This is a genomic window from Agrobacterium sp. LY4 (genome assembly GCF_001526585.1).
Lineage (GTDB): Bacteria > Pseudomonadota > Alphaproteobacteria > Rhizobiales > Rhizobiaceae > Agrobacterium > Agrobacterium leguminum.
Map to the genome: position 1 here is coordinate 288,344 of NZ_ASYA01000023.1, position 18,263 is coordinate 306,606.

Annotated in this window: 21 protein-coding genes; 6 read left to right on the forward strand and 15 right to left on the reverse strand. The window is 59.5% G+C overall.

Annotation, left to right across the window (positions count from 1 at the left end; translation table 11 throughout):
- Window positions 1-152 precede the first annotated feature (152 nt).
- From leuA to L904_RS19050, 4 genes are all read right to left on the reverse strand, one after another.
- Complete coding sequence (leuA, locus tag L904_RS19035) at window positions 153-1,862, reverse strand: 2-isopropylmalate synthase (protein WP_020808479.1); 1,710 nt, start codon at window positions 1,860-1,862, stop codon at window positions 153-155.
- 317 nt (window positions 1,863-2,179) lie between these two features.
- Window positions 2,180-2,422 carry a type II toxin-antitoxin system BrnA family antitoxin gene (gene brnA / locus L904_RS19040; RefSeq protein ID WP_020808480.1) on the reverse strand — a complete coding sequence of 81 codons (243 nt, stop codon included), beginning with the start codon at window positions 2,420-2,422 and terminating at the stop codon, window positions 2,180-2,182.
- On the reverse strand, window positions 2,379-2,672 hold the full coding sequence (locus L904_RS19045; protein WP_031233333.1) for a BrnT family toxin: 294 nt from the start codon (window positions 2,670-2,672) through the stop codon (window positions 2,379-2,381). The genes brnA and L904_RS19045 overlap by 44 nt, the downstream gene beginning before the upstream one ends.
- A gap of 36 nt (window positions 2,673-2,708) precedes the next feature.
- Window positions 2,709-3,887, reverse strand: coding sequence for a benzoate/H(+) symporter BenE family transporter (locus L904_RS19050; protein ID WP_020808482.1), 1,179 nt, complete (start codon window positions 3,885-3,887; stop codon window positions 2,709-2,711).
- A gap of 277 nt (window positions 3,888-4,164) precedes the next feature.
- Here L904_RS19050 and L904_RS19055 point away from each other — a divergent pair, with 277 nt between their 5' ends.
- Window positions 4,165-5,247: an esterase-like activity of phytase family protein gene (locus L904_RS19055; RefSeq protein ID WP_020808483.1), complete on the forward strand. Its 1,083-nt coding sequence runs from the start codon at window positions 4,165-4,167 to the stop codon at window positions 5,245-5,247.
- Window positions 5,248-5,310: 63 nt separating this feature from the next.
- Here the strand turns inward: L904_RS19055 and L904_RS19060 are convergent, their stop codons facing one another.
- Complete coding sequence (locus tag L904_RS19060; RefSeq protein ID WP_020808484.1) at window positions 5,311-5,955, reverse strand: NrsF family protein; 645 nt, start codon at window positions 5,953-5,955, stop codon at window positions 5,311-5,313.
- On the reverse strand, window positions 5,952-6,467 hold the full coding sequence (locus L904_RS19065; RefSeq protein ID WP_003523063.1) for a sigma-70 family RNA polymerase sigma factor: 516 nt from the start codon (window positions 6,465-6,467) through the stop codon (window positions 5,952-5,954). The genes L904_RS19060 and L904_RS19065 overlap by 4 nt, the downstream gene beginning before the upstream one ends.
- Window positions 6,468-6,684: 217 nt before the next feature.
- On the opposite strand from L904_RS19065, the gene L904_RS19070 reads away from it, so the two are divergent.
- Window positions 6,685-6,954, forward strand: a complete 270-nt coding sequence (locus tag L904_RS19070) for a pentapeptide MXKDX repeat protein (protein ID WP_020808486.1) — start codon at window positions 6,685-6,687, stop codon at window positions 6,952-6,954.
- A 72-nt stretch (window positions 6,955-7,026) separates the two neighbouring features.
- Here the strand turns inward: L904_RS19070 and L904_RS19075 are convergent, their stop codons facing one another.
- On the reverse strand, window positions 7,027-7,608 hold the full coding sequence (locus tag L904_RS19075; protein ID WP_003523060.1) for an ATP-dependent Clp protease proteolytic subunit: 582 nt from the start codon (window positions 7,606-7,608) through the stop codon (window positions 7,027-7,029).
- A gap of 235 nt (window positions 7,609-7,843) precedes the next feature.
- Between L904_RS19075 and L904_RS19080 the strand changes: the two genes are divergently transcribed.
- Window positions 7,844-8,434, forward strand: coding sequence for a HupE/UreJ family protein (locus L904_RS19080; RefSeq protein WP_020808488.1), 591 nt, complete (start codon window positions 7,844-7,846; stop codon window positions 8,432-8,434).
- A 100-nt stretch (window positions 8,435-8,534) separates the two neighbouring features.
- Window positions 8,535-9,278 carry a DUF2076 domain-containing protein gene (locus tag L904_RS19085; protein WP_020808489.1) on the forward strand — a complete coding sequence of 248 codons (744 nt, stop codon included), beginning with the start codon at window positions 8,535-8,537 and terminating at the stop codon, window positions 9,276-9,278.
- 24 nt (window positions 9,279-9,302) lie between these two features.
- Here L904_RS19085 and queF read toward each other — a convergent pair whose 3' ends face one another.
- From queF to L904_RS19105, 4 genes are all read right to left on the reverse strand, one after another.
- Complete coding sequence (gene queF / locus L904_RS19090) at window positions 9,303-9,767, reverse strand: preQ(1) synthase (RefSeq protein WP_020808490.1); 465 nt, start codon at window positions 9,765-9,767, stop codon at window positions 9,303-9,305.
- 16 nt (window positions 9,768-9,783) lie between these two features.
- Window positions 9,784-10,686 (reverse strand): cation diffusion facilitator family transporter, encoded by a 903-nt coding sequence (locus L904_RS19095; RefSeq protein WP_031233337.1) that lies wholly within the window; start codon window positions 10,684-10,686, stop codon window positions 9,784-9,786.
- 155 nt (window positions 10,687-10,841) lie between these two features.
- Entirely contained in the window at window positions 10,842-11,243 is a 402-nt protein-coding gene (locus tag L904_RS19100) for a glyoxalase superfamily protein (RefSeq protein ID WP_020808492.1), read from the reverse strand.
- Window positions 11,244-11,311: 68 nt separating this feature from the next.
- Window positions 11,312-12,418, reverse strand: a complete 1,107-nt coding sequence (locus L904_RS19105; RefSeq protein WP_035260961.1) for a branched-chain amino acid ABC transporter substrate-binding protein — start codon at window positions 12,416-12,418, stop codon at window positions 11,312-11,314.
- Window positions 12,419-12,702: 284 nt separating this feature from the next.
- Between L904_RS19105 and L904_RS19110 the strand changes: the two genes are divergently transcribed.
- Window positions 12,703-13,878, forward strand: a complete 1,176-nt coding sequence (locus L904_RS19110; RefSeq protein ID WP_020812250.1) for a DUF3095 domain-containing protein — start codon at window positions 12,703-12,705, stop codon at window positions 13,876-13,878.
- A 131-nt stretch (window positions 13,879-14,009) separates the two neighbouring features.
- Here the strand turns inward: L904_RS19110 and L904_RS19115 are convergent, their stop codons facing one another.
- The 4 genes from L904_RS19115 to L904_RS19130 form a co-directional block, all read right to left on the reverse strand.
- Entirely contained in the window at window positions 14,010-14,330 is a 321-nt protein-coding gene (locus tag L904_RS19115) for a helix-turn-helix transcriptional regulator (protein ID WP_003524068.1), read from the reverse strand.
- A 540-nt stretch (window positions 14,331-14,870) separates the two neighbouring features.
- Window positions 14,871-15,917: a choline ABC transporter ATP-binding protein gene (gene choV / locus L904_RS19120; protein ID WP_035260963.1), complete on the reverse strand. Its 1,047-nt coding sequence runs from the start codon at window positions 15,915-15,917 to the stop codon at window positions 14,871-14,873.
- The gene (gene choW, locus L904_RS19125) at window positions 15,914-16,765 is read right to left on the reverse strand and encodes a choline ABC transporter permease subunit (RefSeq protein ID WP_059754593.1); all 852 of its coding nucleotides are present in this window, start codon (window positions 16,763-16,765) and stop codon (window positions 15,914-15,916) included. Before choW ends, choV begins: the two co-directional genes overlap by 4 nt.
- A 285-nt stretch (window positions 16,766-17,050) precedes the next feature.
- Window positions 17,051-17,953, reverse strand: a complete 903-nt coding sequence (locus tag L904_RS19130) for a choline ABC transporter substrate-binding protein (RefSeq protein ID WP_371259437.1) — start codon at window positions 17,951-17,953, stop codon at window positions 17,051-17,053.
- Here L904_RS19130 and L904_RS28200 point away from each other — a divergent pair.
- Window positions 17,952-18,242 (forward strand): hypothetical protein, encoded by a 291-nt coding sequence (locus L904_RS28200; RefSeq protein ID WP_174056934.1) that lies wholly within the window; start codon window positions 17,952-17,954, stop codon window positions 18,240-18,242. The two genes, L904_RS19130 and L904_RS28200, sit on opposite strands and share 2 nt — an antisense overlap.
- Window positions 18,243-18,263 lie beyond the last annotated feature (21 nt).

An 18,263-nucleotide genomic window follows, 5' to 3' on the forward strand; every position in this document is an offset into this window, starting at 1 on the left:
CCCCTCAAGGGGGGAGATCGGCAGGAGGCGCTACCACCGCTCCATTCGCAAACGTTGAGATGGCTGAGGGCTAGCCTCGGATCGATCTCCCCCCTTGAGGGGGAGATGCCCGGCAGGGCAGAGGGGGGTAAAGCCCCACCCTCAAGGCAAACTCACTTCGCCCGCTCTTCCAGCACCCGATTGGCCGCCGAAACAATCGCCTCCAGCGACGCCGCCACGATATTCGTATTGACGCCTGCCCCGAACAGCTTGCCGCCCGGATGCTCCATCTCGACATAAGCGATGGCCGAAGCGTTCGAGCCATGCTGCAGCGAATGCTCGGAATAGTCATTCACCGACAGATCGATACCGAGATAGACCGACAGCGCATTGATGAACCCGTCGATCGGGCCGGTTCCCTTGCCCTCGATACGCTTCACCTCGCCATTATCGGTGATTTCGGCAGCCACGATGCGCACGCCCTTGAAATCGCCGGCCGGATAGGTGTGGTGATCGACGAACTTGATGCGTGCATTCGGCTGCGTCACGTAACGCTCGATAAAGCGCTCGTAGATGCGCTTGGCCGGCAGCTCCACGCCCTCTTCATCGGTGATGCGCTGAATGTCCTCGCGGAATTCCACCTGCAGGTTGCGCGGCAGGTTGATGCCGTAATCCTGCTGCAGAATATAGGCAATGCCGCCTTTGCCGGATTGCGAGTTGATGCGGATGATCGCCTCGTAGGAACGGCCGACATCCTTCGGGTCGATCGGCAGATAGGGCACTTCCCAGACGGGATGATTGGCGACCTTGATCGCCTTCATGCCCTTGTTGATCGCATCCTGATGCGAGCCGGAGAAGGCGGTGTAGACCAGTTCGCCGACATAGGGATGGCGCTCGGGGATCGTCATCTCGTTGGAATATTCGTAGACATCCTTGATGCGCTCGATATCGCGGCAATCCAGCTCAGGGTCCACACCCTGCGTATACATGTTCAGCGCCAGCGTCACGACGTCGACGTTACCCGTGCGTTCGCCATTGCCGAACAGCGTGCCTTCCACGCGGTCAGCACCGGCCATCAGGCCCAGTTCGGTCGCGGCAATGCCCGTGCCGCGGTCATTATGCGGATGCAGCGAGATGATGACGTTTTCGCGATTGTCGATATTGCGGCACATCCATTCGATCTGGTCGGCATAGATGTTCGGCGTCGCCATTTCCACCGTCGACGGCAGGTTCAGGATCAGCTTGTTGTCGGCCGTCGGCTTCACAACCTCGACCACGGCGTTGCAGATTTCCAGCGCCACTTCCAGCTCGGTGCCGGTAAAGCTCTCGGGCGAATATTCGAAGCGATAACCGCCGCCGGCCTTCGCCGCCATGTCGGTGATCATCTTGGCCGCATCGACGGCGATCTGCTTGATGCCGTGCACATCCTTGCCGAACACCACGCGGCGCTGCAATTCCGAGGTGGAATTGTAGAAGTGGATGATCGGCTTGTTGGCGCCTTCCAGCGCCTCGAAGGTGCGGGTAATCAGCTCCGGGCGGCACTGCACCAGCACCTGCAGGGAGACATCGTCAGGCACATTGCCCTCTTCCACGCACCAGCGGGCGAAATCGAAATCCGTCTGCGAGGCGGAAGGAAAACCGATCTCGATTTCCTTGAAACCCATTTCGAGCAGCAGCTTGAACATGCGGGCCTTGCGGTCGTGGCCCATGGGGTTGACCAGCGACTGGTTGCCGTCGCGCAGGTCCACCGAACACCAGATCGGCGCCTTGTCGATGGTCTTGCCCGGCCATGTACGGTCGGGGATATTGATGGTCGGGTAAGGGCGATACTTCACGCTCGCGTCAGCCATGCCCTTGGAAATATTGGTGATCTTGCCGTCCATTTCGCTTCCTCCTTGCGCAGTCCGCGGGCGTCTTTCGCCATCGGCGGATGCGCGACCCTTGAGGGCCTAAATCCAGTATAAAATGAGATTTCGAGATGAGGAGCGTTTGCACCAGCGGGCTTTCGGCCGCCGGGCGCTCCTCACTGGACCCGGCAACCGCGTGTAAGGTCGAGGCTAAGAAGCGAGAGTGCACCGCACGGCGAGGCCTTCGCAGAAATCTGCGCGCTCATGCCGAAAATGGTTGCGATGCTGTTGCTCATGGCGATGTGTATAAACAGCGGCTGGCGGTCTGACAAGTGATCTTGTGATGCGCAGGCTTATTTTGCTTGACGGCCAGTCTCCAGCCTTTCAGCGATCCACAATTTGACTAGCGATTGCCGGGTCACACCGAGACGACGTGCTTCGTTGTCGAGATCGTTGACGACCCACGTCGGAAAATCGATGTTCACGCGCTTGGGTTCGATGTTCAGATGGCGCGCCGTCGACCAGTCGAGATATTCGCTGATGTCTTCGCCATCATCGGCCATCCTGTCGAATTCTTCTGCGCTTATTGTCTTCATAATGATACCTCTCTAATTTTCGGACACGGCGCACGGAAATGATGCGAATACGGCCACCCCGCACTGTATGGACAGCCAACCACAACTTCTCCCCGAGAAGTGCGATGAGGGCGAACCGCTCTTCTCCAATATTGTGCGCTGTAACCGTCAAACCGTATTTATCGTGCCACAATGCCTGTGCATCGACAAAATCGATGCCGTGTTTGTCTTTATTGCCAGCGCTCTTTATCGGATCAAATTCGAATACCATGAGAATATAATATAAAAACTATACCATTTCCACTATCTAACCACGCTTCACCACCCGCTGCAACGCCATCATCAGTCCCCCACCGATCAAACCCCAGAAGGCCCCGGAAATACCGCCGAAGGAAAGGCCGGAAGCCGTGATGAGGAAAGTAATGGCCGCCGCCTCGCGGGTTTCCGGCTCCCTGAAGGCTGCGACAGCGGAGCCGGAAAAGGCGCCGACCAGTGCCAGCCCCGCCACAGCCTGAATGAGAATGGGCGGCGCCAGCGCCACGAAGGCCGTGACCACGCCCGCCAAAAGACCGAAAATAATATAGCCGACACCGCCGATGATCGCCGCCCAGTAACGCCGCTTCGGATCAGGATGGGCGTCCTCGCCAGCGCACATCGCCGCCGTAATCGCCGCTAGATTGACGGCATGGCCGCCAAAGGGTGCGGAAAGCAGCGAGAAAAAGCCGGTCGAGGCGAAAAGCGGTCCGGGCTGCGGATCGTAATGATTGACCTTCAGCACCGCGATACCGGGAATATTCTGCGAGGCCATGGTGACGATGAAGAGCGGCAGAGCGATGGAAACAACCGCGTGGAGACTGAAGACGGGCGTTACCCACTCCATCGGCGGCGTCAGCGATTGCGCCACGCTATCAAATGCACCCGCCGGAATTTCGACACCGAAAATCATCACCAGCACGAAGGCCGCAAGGGCGGCGGGCACAGCGAACAGCCGTTTAAAAGCTCCCACCACGATCCAGGCGAGGATGATCGGCAATCCGAGCGCCGGGTTGAAGCCGATCGCCTTGATCGGTGCAAAACACAGGCCGATGATGACGCCGGAGAGCATGGCATTGGCAAGCGGCGCTGGAATGGAGGCGACCGCCTTTCCAAGCGGCCGGAACAGGCCTGCGATGATGATCAGGATGGCGCAGATGATGAAACCGCCGACGGCCGCCGGAAAGCCGCCCTCAATGACGCCGGTGGTCGCAAGCAGTGCCGCACCCGGCGTCGACCAGGCGATGCTGATGGGAAGCCGGGTGGCGGCGGAGAGAATAATGGCGCAAAGCCCCATCGCCACCGAAAGCGCCATCAGTCCCGACGCCGCCTCGAAATCCGTCGCACCGACAGCTTTCAGGCCCTGCAGCACGACGGCGAAGGAGCTGGCGAAACCGACAAAGGCGGTGAGGCAGCCCATGAACAGGCTCTGGACGGAAAAATCTTTCAGCATGAAGCACTCTGCGGCCTGCTGCCTGTCGCAAACAACCGCAGCGGTCCGCATTGGCGACAGGCAGAAACAAAACTGAAGCGTGACGCGGGAATCCGGGGATGGCGACACGCTTTGGATGAAGCGTGATTATATTCAGGATCAAAAAAGACGCGGCTTGGCAAGATGAGCCGCCAGACTTCAGGTACGGCAACAGGGAAAACGTCATCAAAGTTTAGCGGCACGGCGCTAATCCTCCCTGCATCGCAACCGGTCATCCGCCACAAGAGGGACCCTCGCCATGCTCCGCATCGTCACCACCGTCGCCTGCTGTTTTGCGGCTTTGCCCGCCGCGGCCCAGACCCCGCCGCCACCGGCCTTTCTCGGCCAGATTGTCGTTCCATCGGGCCTCTCCATCGATGGCGTCACCTTCGGCGGCATTTCCGATCTCGCCTTTGACAGCGAAACCGGTCGTTATCTCGCAATTTCCGATGACCGTGTGGAAAAAGGGCCGGCCCGTTATTACGAGCTGGAGCTGGCCGTGACGGAAGGCGCCGCCACGCTCAACATCGCCGCCACGCGCGAATTGAAGGACGAGACCGGCGCTGCTTTTGCGCCGAAGGGCATCGATGCGGAAGGCATCGCGCTCGACCGCAAGGGCGGCAAGCTCTACTGGTCCTCCGAACGCGACCTGAAGAACCAGCCGGCGCTTTACGTGTCGGACCTCGACGGCAGCAATGTGAAGCGGCTGGAACTGCCAAACGCCTATCTCGTCGATGACGCCAAGACCAGGGGCGTTCAGAACAACCTCGCTTTCGAAGGCCTGACGCTGATGCCCGGCCGGCTGATCGCCGCCACCGAAAATGCGCTCACCCAGGACGGCCCCAAGGCGACGCCGCAGGCGGGCAGCCCGGCCCGCATCCTCGTCATCGACACGGCGACGCTGAAACCGGTCGCCGAGCATGTCTATGTCACCGAGCCTATCTCGAAGACCCCGACCGCCGCCGAGCCGAAATATAACGACAACGGCCTTTCCGCCATTGCGGCTCTGCCGGATGGCCGTTTCGTCGCTGTCGAGCGCAATTTCGCCTCCGGCGTCGGCAATCACATCCGCTTCTTCATCGCCGACATGTCCCGCGCCGACAATATTCTCGGCAAGGACAAGATCGATCCGGCATCCGTGGCCGCCGTATCCAAATCGGCCTGGTTCGAAATCAACGAAGGCGATTTCGGCCTCGATATCGACAATATCGAAAGCTTCGCTTTCGGCCCGGTGGTGGATGGCAAGCAACTCTTCGTCATCGCCTCCGATGACAATTTCAACACCGGCAAGCAGTTCACCCAGTTTGCGGCATTCGCAATTCCCGCCAATCTGGGTCAGTGAAATCCGCATGAAGCAGAATGCCGGCTCTGGACCATGTCCGGGCCGGCATCGGCAATCTTGCCTTCACCAGCGGAGCAGACGTGAACCGGCAAAAGCGCCGATGATGCCGGTCAACAAGATGCCCAGCGAATACCAGATCAACACGAAAGCCATGCCGTTTTCGGTGCAGAACCACGAATAGACCCACGCCCCGGCCGCACCCGCGGCGACGCCTGCGGCAAAGCCCGCAAGCGTGGGATCAGCGGGAGCCGAACGCTTGAGAGCCGCGAAATTCGCCAGAAACAGCGGTAGCGCGAAAGCAACGATCAAAAACGGGCAATGCAGCGCCGACGATCCGATAATGAGGGTCCTGTAGGTGCCGGGCACGGCAAATCCAAGCTGGACGAGCGCGATGACCGCCATGGCCACAAAAATCACCGCAAGCCACGCGAACAGGCCACCCCTGTCGCCCTCCGGCCGCGCAAGACGCATGAGGGCGAAAAATGCGGCCACGGCCAGCAGGGCATTATAGGCGGATTTGACCCAGAAACCCGGTTCGGTCATAGCGTCATTCATATCGCTGCGAAGCCCCAGAATGACGACCATCAGCAGCAGCGAAACGCCGAGCGCAGGCAAGGCCACGAACGCCAGCCTCCGCTCCAGCGCAAAAGCTCGTACGGGTTTCAGATCGCCCGCCAGTTGATCGATGATGTCTTCCGTCTTCCTCACGTGTCCCCCCGCAACTTTGCCGCCAGGACTTTCAGCGTTCTGTGAATACCGACCCTCGCCGCAAGCTCGGTCTGGCCGGATTTTTGCGCCGCTTCGGCAATTGAGTGACCTTCGAGCTTCACCCTTCGAATGAGATCCCGTTGCCGTTCCGGCAACTCATCAAGCAGCCGCTCCACATCCATGCGGGCCGTGACCGCATCGACGGACGGTTCCGCCTCCAGCGTTTCATCGAGTTCCACTTCCGCCAGCAGGCGCGCACCCCGGCCCCGATAGTGATCGATGAGCTTGTAGCGCGCTATCGAAAAGAACCAGGCCGTGAAGGGTCGCGCACGGTCATAGGTCTCCCGCTTGGCGTGAAGCGACAACAGCGTTTCCTGTACAAGATCTTCGACATCGCCTCTGGCGGCAGCAGCCATGCGCCGGCCGTAATAGGCGATCAGCAGCCGTCTCAGGGCATGAAGCAAATGCCTGTAGGCGCCTTCGTCCCCATCGAGGGAACGCAGCATCAGCATTTTCAGTGTTTCTTCCGAAGGCTGCCTGTCATCGTCACTATCGGGTTATTCGCAATCGGCAGGATATTGTTACATAGTGGCTTTAAAAAAATCTCGCCCGAACTTGTCGTCACAAGCGCGTGAAGATGTAACGGCCGGCCGTTCCCGGACGAATGGACAATCGTGAGCCCCGGCACGATGCCGGCGGACATTCAACGACGTCCAGAGGAGACCCTTCATGACCCGCATTTTCACCGCCATCGCCGCCGCTTCCCTTCTGTCCGCTCTTTCCTTCGCAGGCATCGCCCATGCCGACAGCATGAAAACCGATACGATGAAGAAGGATACCATGCATAGCGACGCCATGAAGACGGAGACGATGAAAAAGGATGGCATGTCCATGGCCGGCAAGAAGGCCAGCAAGAAGGACTGCATGCACAAGGCCGGCATGGAAATGGACAAGATGAAAAAGGCCGACATGATGAAGGCCTGCGACATGATGAAATAACACCGGCCTGAAAGGAAAAAGCCCGCACCGGTTTTCACCGATACGGGCTTTCTCAACTGAAAAATCGAAAACTCAGAGTTCCGACTGGCTCTCGACGATCTTGCCGACGAGGCCGTAGTCCTTGGCCTCTTCCGCACCGAGCCAGTAATCGCGATCGATATCCTTGGCGATCTTTTCTTCGCTCTGGCCGGTGGCCTTGGAGAAGATCTTGATCAGGCGCTGGTTCATCTTGATGATTTCGCGGGCCTGGATTTCGATGTCGGACGCCATGCCGCGCGTGCCGCCGGAGGGTTGGTGCAGCAGGAAGCGGGTGTTCGGCAGGCAGAGGCGACGTTCCTTCGGCACCGAAACGTAAATCAGCGCGCCGGCGGAAGCGACCCAGCCCGTGCCGATGATATAGACCTTCGGCTTGATGAACTTGATCATGTCATGGATGGAATCACCCGATTCGACATGGCCGCCCGGCGAATTGACGTAAACGCGAATGTCGTCGTCGCTGGCGGCGGCGAGAGCCACGAGCTGCGTGCAGACCTTCTGCGCCAGCTCCTGCGTGATGCCACCATAGATGAAGATCGAACGCGACTTGAAAAGATTCGCTTCCGTTTCCTTGCCGATCGGCAGTTCCTTGCTCTTGTCGTCTTCGTCTTCGTTCATCAACGGCTCTCTCCAGCAAAATTCGTGCATGCCCTTCGGACATAGTGCGACTTGTTACGTAAGGCAATGAGAGAAAAAGGCAAGGTTTGCCCGCCAACAATAAACAGCACCCCCGGCAGATGACGCATGGACAGCCTGTCTGCCTTCGCGATATCGTTGACGCCTCATTGCAGCGCCGCCTGCCGCGGGAAGCCCCAAGATTCCGTTGCGGACAGCCATAATTCAAGAGGGAACCATGCTGAAAAGACTAAGCCTCACTGCCGCCGCACTGGGCGTTACCGCCCTGCCCGCTTTCGCCCATTTGAACCCGGAAGAACACGGCTCCTTCATGGCCGGCGTCTCCCACCCCTTCTTCGGTGCGGACCACATTCTGGCGATGGTGGCCGTCGGCATCTGGGCCTCGCAGATCGCCGTGGCGCAGGGCGACCGCAAGGCGTTGTGGATCGTGCCTTCCGCCTTCGTCGGCACCATGGCCGCCGGCTTCCTGATGGCGGTTTATGGCATCGGGCTTCCCTTCGTCGAACCGGCAATTCTCGCCTCCGTCATCGGTCTCGGCCTGCTGGTTGCCATGGCGGCAAGGCTTCCGACGGCAGCCGCCGCTGCCGTGGTCGGCGCTTTCGCGCTTTTCCACGGCCACGCCCATGGCGGTGAACTCGGCAGCGCCGGCGCGCTTCAATTCGGCATCGGCTTCATGATCGCCACCGCCATCCTGCATGCGGCCGGCATCGCGCTCGGCTTCGGCATTGCCCGTTTCGGTTCGGCAGCCAGCCGCACGGTTGGCGCGTTGACGGCGATTGCGGGTCTCTCGCTCGCCTTCGGCGGCTGACAATCATTACCGAAATTTAAAATTCGGACCGCTTTGAAAAGCCGGAATTGAGGCCTACCTCCTTATCGTGGATTTTCGCTTCACGGTAAGGAGGCATCATATGTCACCGGAAGAAAGCCAGCTTCTCAAGGCCCTGTTCGACAGGACCAGAACCGCATCCGCCACCCCGCGTGACCGCGAGGCGGAAACACTGATCGCAGACGCCGTGCGCGATCAGCCCGCAGCCCCCTATTATCTCGCCCAGGCGGTCATCGTTCAGGAAAAGGGTCTGGAGGCGGCGGCAGCCCATATCAAGCAGCTCGAAGACCGTATCCACGCGCTGGAAAGCGGCAACAGCGCCCCGCAGGCCGCAGCGCAGGGCGGTTTTCTGAGTTCCATCTTCGGAACCGGCCAGTCACAGCCGCCAGCGCCGACACCCGCCCCTGCCCCGCAAACCTCATGGCGCAACGATACCGCCGGCCAGACGGCCGGTCCCTGGGGATCGCCCGCCGGTCAGCAATCCGGCGGCCCCTGGAGCCAGCAGCCCGGCGCATTCGGGCGTTCTTCCGGCGGTGGTTTTCTGCAGGGTGCGCTTGGGACCGCTGCGGGTGTCGCCGGCGGCATGCTGCTCGCCAATTCGCTGAGCGGCATTTTCGGCAGCCACATGTCATCGCTCGGCCTTGGCTCGCCCTTCGGCGGCGGCAATGCTGCCGGTAACGCGCCTGTCGAGGAAACCGTCATCAATAATTATTACGGCGACAACGCCAGCCCCCAGAACAACGACGACGACGATATCCGGCAGGCCGATGACGACAGCGCCGACGACGCGGATTTCGATTCAGGCGACGACGGTTCGTTCGCCTGAACCTTTAATCTCGTGGAAGCCGGATCAGCCGCGACCGCGATAGGTGGGAACGCCCTGATCCGGCAGCCACACGCCCTCGGGCACCGGTCCGGTCTGCCAGAAGACGTCGATCGGAATGCCGCCGCGCGGATACCAGTAAGCGCCGATTCTCAGCCACTTCGGCTGCAGCAACTCCACCAGCCGCTTGGCAATATAGACCGAGCAATCCTCGTGGAATGCGCCGTGGTTGCGGAAGGACTGCAAAAACAGCTTCAGCGACTTGGATTCCACCAGAAAATCGCCCGCAATATAGTCGATGACGATATGGGCGAAATCCGGCTGGCCGGTCATCGGGCAAAGCGAGGTGAATTCGGGTGCGGTGAAGCGCACCACGTAATCGGTGCCGGCATTGCCGTTCGGCACCTTTTCAAGAACGGCCTTTTCCGGGCTCTCTGGCGTATCGACCTTCGTGCCCAGCTGCGACAGGCCGGAAACATCCGTCACTGACATGGAAAACTCCTGTTTTTCAAACAATCACTTTGACGCCATGCGCCTTTTCGCCTTCCGGCTCGACGTGAATGGCAAGGCTGGCGCCCGGTATGACGTCCCTTATGGCATCTTCAAGGCGGTCGCAAATATCATGCGCCTCGCGCACCGTCATGACAGCAGGAACAACGACGTGAAAATCGATGAAGGCGGCCGAGCCGGCGCGGCGTGTCCTCAGATCATGGACGCCAATCACACCGCCGGAATGTTCGGCGATGGCCTTCTTGATCGCCTCGTCCTCTTCCGGCTCCACGGCCCGGTCCATCAGCCCGCCAAGCGAATGCAGAATGACCTTGGATCCCTGGAACAGGATGTTGATGGCCACCAGGATGGCGAGCAGCGGATCGAGAATGGCATAACCCGTCAGCAGCGCCAGAACGAGGCCGACGAGAACGCCTGCCGAGGTCACGACGTCGGACATGATGTGATGGCCGTCGGCGGCCAGCGCCGGTGAGGCATGTCTTTTGCCGACACGGATCAGGATCGTCGCCCAGATGGCGTTGATGACGCCCGCCGCCGCATTGATGGCAAGACCAAGGGCCGGCGCTTCCGGCAGCCTCGGGTTGAAAAGACCGCCCCAGGCCTCCTGCACGATCAGGAGCGCGGCAACGACGATCAGCACACCCTCCACGACGGCGGAAATATATTCCGCCTTGTGGTGGCCGAACTGGTGGTCGTCATCGGCGGGCTTCTGCGCATAGCGAATGACAAAATAGGCGATGAAGGCCGCGACCACGTTGACGGTCGATTCCAGACCGTCCGATAAAAGCGCGACCGAGCCCGTGACCCACCAGGCCACGAGCTTGAGGCCCAGCACGCCGAAAGAAAGCGGAATGCTCCAGAATGCCAGCTTCCGGACCAGCATATTGCCTTCACTGTTCATTTTTGCCCCCGTGCGGATGCGAACGAATTGCATGACCGATTGCCAAAACGCACGAACCGCGCGCACGGGGTCTCCGTGCGCGCGGTTCGCTATTTGCGCGTTCTATCGTTCAAACGGAGAACAAGGTCAAGGGCCTTGCGCTCACGCGTAAAACATCACTCTTCGCTTTTCTGCTCGCAGAAACGAATGCGGTTGCCGAACGGATCGGTCACTTCCATCACATCGCCCCATGGCAGTTCTTCGACGCCCGGCTTCATGAAGCGATAATCTTTCGCCGCCAGTTCCTGTTGATAGGCGTGAACGCCGTGCATGGTGGCGAAGATGTTGGAGCCCGGCGTCGCATCGCCGTGATGGCCGCTGAGGTGAAGCCCCATTCCGGCCCGTGAAACCTGCATGTAAAGCGGGAAATCATCGCCGAAGCGGTGTTCCCAGTCGACCTCGAAACCGAGAAAATCGACATAGAACTCCCGCGCCTTGGTCTCGTCGAAGATTCTGACGATCGGGAATATCCGCCCGAAGCCGATGTCTCCAACAGTCTGTTTCCCGGCATCGCCCATACTGCCCCAACCCCTTTTCCGTCCGTAAAACGATACCGGCCGCACGAGGTGCGGCCGGTAGGATCAGCTTATTCGGCTGCGACGATCTTGCCGTCCTGCCACTTGAACAGCGAGAAGGCCTGCGAGGTCAGGTCGCCGTTTTCGCCATAGGTCACCTTGCCGATTGCGGTCGGGAAAGCGTCACCGCTTTTCAAGGCCGTGGCGACCGCTTCGGAATCCTTGGCGCTTCCGGCCTTCTCGATGCCGGCCTTCAGCACTTCGACGGCAGCGTAAGCATTGAGCGTGAAGGCTTCCGCCGGAATGTTGGCGGCCTTCAGCGCTTCGGCAGCGGCCTTGGAATCGTCGTTCTTCAGCGCGTCCGAAGCATTGGTGAAGATCGTGCCTTCGCCAGCCTGCGAACCGATGTTCCAGAACTCGCTGTTCGACAGGCCGTCACCGCCGATGACGGCAGCCTTGGAGCCGATATCCTTCAGCTGGCGCACCAGAAGACCCGCTTCCGGATGGTAACCGCCGAAATAGACGATGTCGGCATTGTCGGACTTCAGACGGGCCGTCAGCGCGCCGAGATCCTTTTCGCCGGGCGTCAGCGCATCGTAGAGAACTTCGGTAACGCCGCCGGCATTCAGCGTGGCCTTGAAGGCGTCCGCCAGACCTTTGCCGTAGGCGCCCTTGTCGTGAATGATGGCGACCTTCTTGTCCTTGAGGTTGGCGAGAACATATTTCGCTGCAACCTCGGCCTGCTGGTCGTCACGACCGCAGGTGCGGAAGACGTTGGAAAGGCCACGGTTGGTCAGGCCCGGCGCGGTCGCCGTCGGCGTCACCATCAGCACGCCGTTTTCGGCAAAGACATCCGATGCCGGAATGGCGACGCCGGACGTCACCGGACCGACGACGAAGTGGATGCCTTCGGCAACCAGCTGGTTGGCCGCGGAAACGCCCTGCTTCGGCTCACCGCCGTCATCGGCAAGCTTCAGCACGACCTGTTCGCCGAGGATGCCGCCCTTCTTGTTGATTTCATTGACTGCCGTCTGGGCGCCGTTCTTCACCTGGTCGCCATAGGCGGCGACAGGACCGGTGAGCGGCGCAATCAGGCCGATGACGATTTCGGCATGAGCAAGGGGTGCGAATGCGAAGGACGCTGCAAGCGTCACGCTGGTCAATGTCTTCAGTTTCATCCTGGTGTCTCCTTAAAGGGGGTCGCGGGACCCGGTGAGCGCCATGGGCGCCGACCGAATGAAACTATCGGACGCCTCCCGGCGAAAACTCGTTCCATTTTTGAATTCCGAGCCTTCCACTCAACTCATACGGAAGGTTTGATGATTTATGCAAGTCACTTTGCTGGATTAGCTCTATTCGCGGTAAATCAATCGCCGGATCGGCCGTGATTGCGCCGCCTGAATGGACGCATCGACCTTCCGTAAACGCTTGGCGTTTGGCCGCCGCTGGAGGATAATACGCCATGATCGCAGCAGATGAAGAATTTCTGACGGGCCTGCCCGTCTTCCGGCATTTTGAAGACGTGGCCGACCCGGCGCTTTATCGCGCCCTGCCGCCGGGATGGGGGCTGGCCATCGCCGATATCGTTGATTCGACCTCGGCAATCGGCACCGGTCGCTACAAGGCCGTCAACATGGCCGGTGCGGCGGTCATATCGGGCGTATCGAACAGTCTCGGCCGTCACGACCTACCCTTCGTTTTCGGCGGCGATGGCGCCGCCGTCGCGGTGCCACCACAGGGGCTGTCTGTCGCACGCACCGCGCTTTCGAATGTGCAGCGCTGGGTGAAGGACGATCTCGATCTTGCCATGCGCGTGGCGCTGGTTCCCGTCGAGGATATTCGTGAAAATGGCTTCGATATTCGTGTCGCACGCTTTCAGGCGAGCGAGGATGTTTCCTACGCCATGTTTTCGGGCGGCGGCAACAGTTGGGCGGAAGCGCGGATGAAGGAGGGGCAATATGCCCTGCCCGCAGCCGAAACGGGCGAGCGCCCCGATCTCACCGGTCTTTCATGCCGCTGGAACCCCATTCCGGCCACCCATGGCAAGGTGGTGTCGATCATCGCCGTGCCGGGGCCGTCGCGGGACATGCCGGCATTTCGCCAACTGGTCGTCGATCTTGTCGATCTGGCCGAACAGGACGCGAGACACGGCCACCCCGTGCCGGAGGACGGGCCGAAACTCGGTTTCGTGCGCGAGGGTCTCGGCCTCGAAGCCCGGGCCGGCGCTGCCTATCACGATGTCTGGGGCAAGATGCGCCGCTCGTTTCGCATTCTCGGCGAATCCCTGCTCGTCAATCTCTTGAGCGTGACGGGGCTCTCGTTCGGACCGTTCAATGCGATACGCTACCGGCGTTCGGTCGCGAGCAATACGGATTTCAGGAAATTCGATGACGGCCTGAAGATGACGGTGGATATCGACGCCGCACGGCTCGAAAAAATCCGCGCGCGGCTGGAACAGGGCCGCCTCTCGGGAAGCTGTTATTACGGCCTGCACGAACAGGATGCGGCATTGATGACCTGTATCGTCCCCTCTCCGCTTTCGAGAGACCATATGCATTTCGTGGATGGTGCCGACGGCGGATATGCGGCTGCGGCAAGCCGTCTCAAACAGCAGATGCAGGTTGCCGCGCCGGCCTGAAAACCGTGCCAATACGCAGCCCCCGATTCCTGTGCCGGATGCACCCGCAGGAAGGCCGCTGAAAAGAAAAACCGGCGTCGTGCGCCGGTTTCAATCGAGTGATGCTGCCGGGCCTTAACAGGGCCGTGGGATCACGCAGCGGTCTTGCTGCTCTTCTGCGCCTGGCAGTAAATTTCCTCGAGGGAGGCGAGGATCTTTTTCACGGATTCGGAATTGCTGGAATAGTAGATGGTCTGCGCATCCCGTCGTGTCTTCACCAGCCGCTGGGCACGCAATTTCGAAAGATGCTGCGAGAGAGCGGACTGGCTGAGACCAACCTGTGAAGCGAGAACACCAACCGGCACTTCCGTATCCACCAGCGTGCACAAGATCATCAGGCGCTTGGGATTCGCCATGGCTGAGAGCAAGTCTGCAGCGGCGATGCTATGTTCCGACAGAGATTGGTTATCCATACGCTCAAGTCTCCTGATGACAGTCGAAAAAGACGGTCATGGTGGCTATTATAGGTGTTCCAAAAGGTGTTTTTATAATTCAGTCGATACGTTGTATATACCTAAATCTTGCTTATATCGTGTCCCTTTCAAAGACTATTCTTCACCGGTTATTTACTTAAAATATTGTGACCAAATTATCAGCTTTTTGCCTGTTTTTTGTCAATTTGATGATAAACACATGTATTAGCGGCAGTATTTATAAGCAATAAACGATCAAAAATTGAGCGCCGAAATCTTGTTACCCAATGCCGGATTTTGAGGCTGCAATCTATTACCACCTTAAATTTAGCAGCGAGCTAAAGAATCTAGATTAACTTTGCGCAATTTTCTCTAAGTTTGCAATATGATTTTTATTAGTAATTATTTTCATGCATAACTTGTGATATCAAAAATATTCTTTGCTACCGTGGGAAGGTATAACTTGCGCCGCGAAGATCATCTGGAAACAGAAAAAGGGCCCTCCATGGAAGGCCCTTTCTTTTTCAGACAGGCGAATCACTATTTTTTGCGGTGACGCGTCAGACCCGCCACGACTTCATCGGCGGAAATCGTGCCGACGATCGCACCGTTGTCGACAACGCCGATCGCGCCGGAGTGTTTTGACAGCGCATCGAGAATATCGATCAGCGGCGATGACGGGCGGGCGGTGGCGGCGACTGTCATCTGCCCGTTGCGTTCGTCCACCCCACGCTTCATCACATCGGCGGCGGTCAGCATGGAGATCGGGTTCATGTTCTGCACGAAATCCGCGACATAGGGCGTGGCCGGCTGCTTGACGATCTGCTGCGGCGTTCCGCACTGGATGATGCGTCCGCCCTCCATCATGGCGATCCGGTTGCCGATGCGGAAGGCCTCGTCCAGATCGTGGCTGACGAAGAGAATCGTTTTCTTCAGCCGGCTCTGGAATTCCAGAAGCTCGTCCTGCAGGCGGCTTCTGATAAGAGGGTCGAGCGCCGAGAACGGCTCGTCCATCAACAGGATCGGCGCGCCCGTGGCAAAGGCTCTCGCCAGCCCCACACGCTGCTGCATGCCGCCGGAAAGCTCTCCCACCTTGCGGTCGGCCCAGGCGGAGAGATTGACCAGTTCCAGCTGCTCGGCCACCATGCGCTTGCGCTCGGCTTCCGGCACGCCGGAAAGCTCAAGCCCGAAGCCGACATTGTCGGCCACATTGCGCCAGGGCAGAAGGCCGAATTGCTGGAAGACCATGGAGACCGTGTGCATGCGCAGGTCGCGCAGCGCTTTCGCCGTCGAGCGATAGGGATCGACATAGCCTGACTTGGTCTTCACGCCGACATTGCCGCGCACCACGGGCGCAAGCCCGTTGACGGCCCTGAGCAGGGTCGACTTGCCCGAACCGGAAAGCCCCATGAGCACGAGTATCTCGCCCTCGCTGACCGAGAGCGAGGCATTGGCGACGCCGAGAACCAGTCCGGTTTCGGCATTGATCTCGTCACGCGTGCTGCCCTTGTCGATCAGCGGCAGCGCCGCATCGGGCCGGTCGCCGAAAACGATATCGACATTTCCAAAGATGATGGCGTCACTCATAGATCATCCTCCGCGCCGGGAAGGCGGAAAAGTCGGTCGAGAACGATCGCCAGTATGACGATGCACAGTCCCGCTTCGAAGCCCATAGCGATGTTGACGGTGTTCAGGGCGCGCACCACGGGTACGCCGAGACCATTGGCGCCGACGAGGGCGGAAATGACCACCATCGACAGCGACAGCATGATCGTCTGGGTAAGGCCGGCCATGATCTGCGGCGCGGCGAAGGGAAGCTCCACCTTGCGCAGAACCTGCGACGGCGTCGCGCCAAAGGCGACGGCCGCCTCCACCAGCGCCGGCGGCGTCGAAACGATGCCGAGGCGGGTGAGCCGCACGGGAGCCGGAATGGCGAAGATGACGGTGGCGATGAGCCCCGGAACCATGCCGAGACCGAACAGCACCAGCGCCGGGATGAGATAAACGAAGGTGGGGATGGTCTGCATCAGGTCCAGCACCGGGCGCATGCCGGCATAAATCCATTTGCGCCGCGCCGCCAATATGCCGAGCGGTATGCCGATGATCATGCAGACGGCGCTGGCGGCGATGACGAGCGCCAGCGTTTCTGTCGTCGCCTTCCAGTAGCCCAGATTGATGATAAGCAGCAGGCCGAGCGCGGTGAAGACCGGCATGCCGACGGAGCGGCGCGTCCAGGCGGAAAGCGCCGTCAGGATCGCCACGATGATGAGCGGATGCGGCGCCTGCAGCACATAAAGCAGGGCGTTGATGACGCTTTGGAAAATGAAGGAAAGCCAATCGAAGAAAAAAGCGAGATTGCCGGTCAGCCAGTCAATGGCCTCCTTGGCATATCGGCCGACGGGCAGGCGGTTTTCAGGAGCGCTGAGCCATTCCACGGTAAGAAAAGACCTTTCGTGAACTAAAACAATTCCGGCAAAAGTGCAGAGCGGTTTTGCGTCCGGAATTGCGCAGACAACAAAGAAATAGAGCATCGTCATCCCGTTTCACCGGGATTGCTCCAATGCAGAAATGACGGCCGGCAGCGGAACTGCCGGACGCGGTGCTGGCGCATGACCCTCAATGTCTGAAAATTCACAGGCAAGGTCATGCATGGGCATCGTTATTTCCCGCTGATCCGGCCTGCCGCGCAGGCCGGATGCAGTCATGCATCGTCTTGCGGCTTAGAGGCCGAGAGCCTTCTTGGCGGCAGGCAGGGCGTCGGCGCTACCGTCCTTGGTCTTGACGTTGGCGAGCCAGGGTTCGATCGCCGCCGGGTTGGCCTTCAGCCAGGCGGTTGCAGCCGCCTCGCCCTCAAGGCCGTCATTCAGGATCTTGCCCATGATCTCGTTTTCCATGGGCAGGGAAAATTGCAGGTTCTTGAGGAAAGCGCCGACATTCGGGCATTCCTCGACGTAACCCTTGCGGACATTGGTATGGATCGTCGCGCCGCCGAGGTTGGGGCCGAAGACCTCGTCGCCGCCGGTCAGATAGGTCAGCTTGAAATTCGCATTCATCGGATGCGGTTCCCAGCCGAGAAAGACGATCGGCTCGCCGGATTTTTCCGCGCGGGCCACCTGGGAGAGCATGCCCTGCTCGGACGATTCGACCACCTCGAATGATTTCAGTCCGAAACTGTCCTTGGTCACCATGTCGAGAATCAGGCGGTTGCCGTCATTGCCGGGTTCGATGCCATAGATCTTGCCGCCAAGATCAGCACTGTGGGCGGCGATGTCCTTGAAATCCTTGATGCCGAGTTCGGCGCCCTTGGCGTTGGTCGCCAGCGTGTATTTGGCGCCGGTCAGGTTTTCCCGAAGCGTCTCGACAGACTTGTCTTCGCGATAAGGCGCAATATCGCCTTCCATGGTCGGCATCCAGTTGCCGAGGAAGACGTCGATGTCCTTGTTTTTCAGGGATGTGTAGGTAACGGGTACGGAGAGAAGCTTGACGTCGGTTTCATAGCCAAGGCTTTTCAGAAGCACGGTGGCGGTGGCCGTCGTGGCGGTGATGTCGGTCCAGCCCACATCGGAAAAGCGCACTGTGCCACAGCTTGCCGGTTCCGCAGCACCGGCCGCACTGAACGTCATGGAGGAGATTGCTGCGGCCAAGGCCAGACAGCGGCTTCTATTTGCAAACATATGGCTTGCTCCCTGTTTTTTCGTTCCCTTGCCATTATCAATATCTGCCGGACACAATCAACTCGCGCGCATTTGCGTGCTTTGGCGCACCGTTTGCGACAAAATCGTGAAAATCACCGGCTTTCAACGCCCGAATGCGACAAACAGTCCGGTTGCGGAAATCTGTGTTTTTCCCACTGCGGCACTTTTCAATCCGCTTCTTCGCCGTCAAAAGACGCTGGCTGCAGCATCGGCATAAACGACAATCGGCTCTGTGAGT

Coding starts and splice junctions, on each gene's coding strand:
- leuA (WP_020808479.1), bottom strand. CDS start 1,862: ATGGACGGCAAGATCACCAATATTTCCAAGGGCATGGCTGACGCGAGC.
- brnA (WP_020808480.1), bottom strand. CDS start 2,422: ATGAAGACAATAAGCGCAGAAGAATTCGACAGGATGGCCGATGATGGC.
- L904_RS19045 (WP_031233333.1), bottom strand. CDS start 2,672: ATGGTATTCGAATTTGATCCGATAAAGAGCGCTGGCAATAAAGACAAA.
- L904_RS19050 (WP_020808482.1), bottom strand. CDS start 3,887: ATGCTGAAAGATTTTTCCGTCCAGAGCCTGTTCATGGGCTGCCTCACC.
- L904_RS19055 (WP_020808483.1), top strand. CDS start 4,165: ATGCTCCGCATCGTCACCACCGTCGCCTGCTGTTTTGCGGCTTTGCCC.
- L904_RS19065 (WP_003523063.1), bottom strand. CDS start 6,467: ATGCTGATGCTGCGTTCCCTCGATGGGGACGAAGGCGCCTACAGGCAT.
- L904_RS19070 (WP_020808486.1), top strand. CDS start 6,685: ATGACCCGCATTTTCACCGCCATCGCCGCCGCTTCCCTTCTGTCCGCT.
- L904_RS19075 (WP_003523060.1), bottom strand. CDS start 7,608: ATGAACGAAGACGAAGACGACAAGAGCAAGGAACTGCCGATCGGCAAG.
- L904_RS19080 (WP_020808488.1), top strand. CDS start 7,844: ATGCTGAAAAGACTAAGCCTCACTGCCGCCGCACTGGGCGTTACCGCC.
- L904_RS19085 (WP_020808489.1), top strand. CDS start 8,535: ATGTCACCGGAAGAAAGCCAGCTTCTCAAGGCCCTGTTCGACAGGACC.
- queF (WP_020808490.1), bottom strand. CDS start 9,767: ATGTCAGTGACGGATGTTTCCGGCCTGTCGCAGCTGGGCACGAAGGTC.
- L904_RS19095 (WP_031233337.1), bottom strand. CDS start 10,686: ATGAACAGTGAAGGCAATATGCTGGTCCGGAAGCTGGCATTCTGGAGC.
- L904_RS19100 (WP_020808492.1), bottom strand. CDS start 11,243: ATGGGCGATGCCGGGAAACAGACTGTTGGAGACATCGGCTTCGGGCGG.
- L904_RS19105 (WP_035260961.1), bottom strand. CDS start 12,418: ATGAAACTGAAGACATTGACCAGCGTGACGCTTGCAGCGTCCTTCGCA.
- L904_RS19110 (WP_020812250.1), top strand. CDS start 12,703: ATGATCGCAGCAGATGAAGAATTTCTGACGGGCCTGCCCGTCTTCCGG.
- L904_RS19115 (WP_003524068.1), bottom strand. CDS start 14,330: ATGGATAACCAATCTCTGTCGGAACATAGCATCGCCGCTGCAGACTTG.
- choV (WP_035260963.1), bottom strand. CDS start 15,917: ATGAGTGACGCCATCATCTTTGGAAATGTCGATATCGTTTTCGGCGAC.
- L904_RS28200 (WP_174056934.1), top strand. CDS start 17,952: ATGGAGGAGATTGCTGCGGCCAAGGCCAGACAGCGGCTTCTATTTGCA.
- L904_RS19130 (WP_371259437.1), bottom strand. CDS start 17,953: ATGACGTTCAGTGCGGCCGGTGCTGCGGAACCGGCAAGCTGTGGCACA.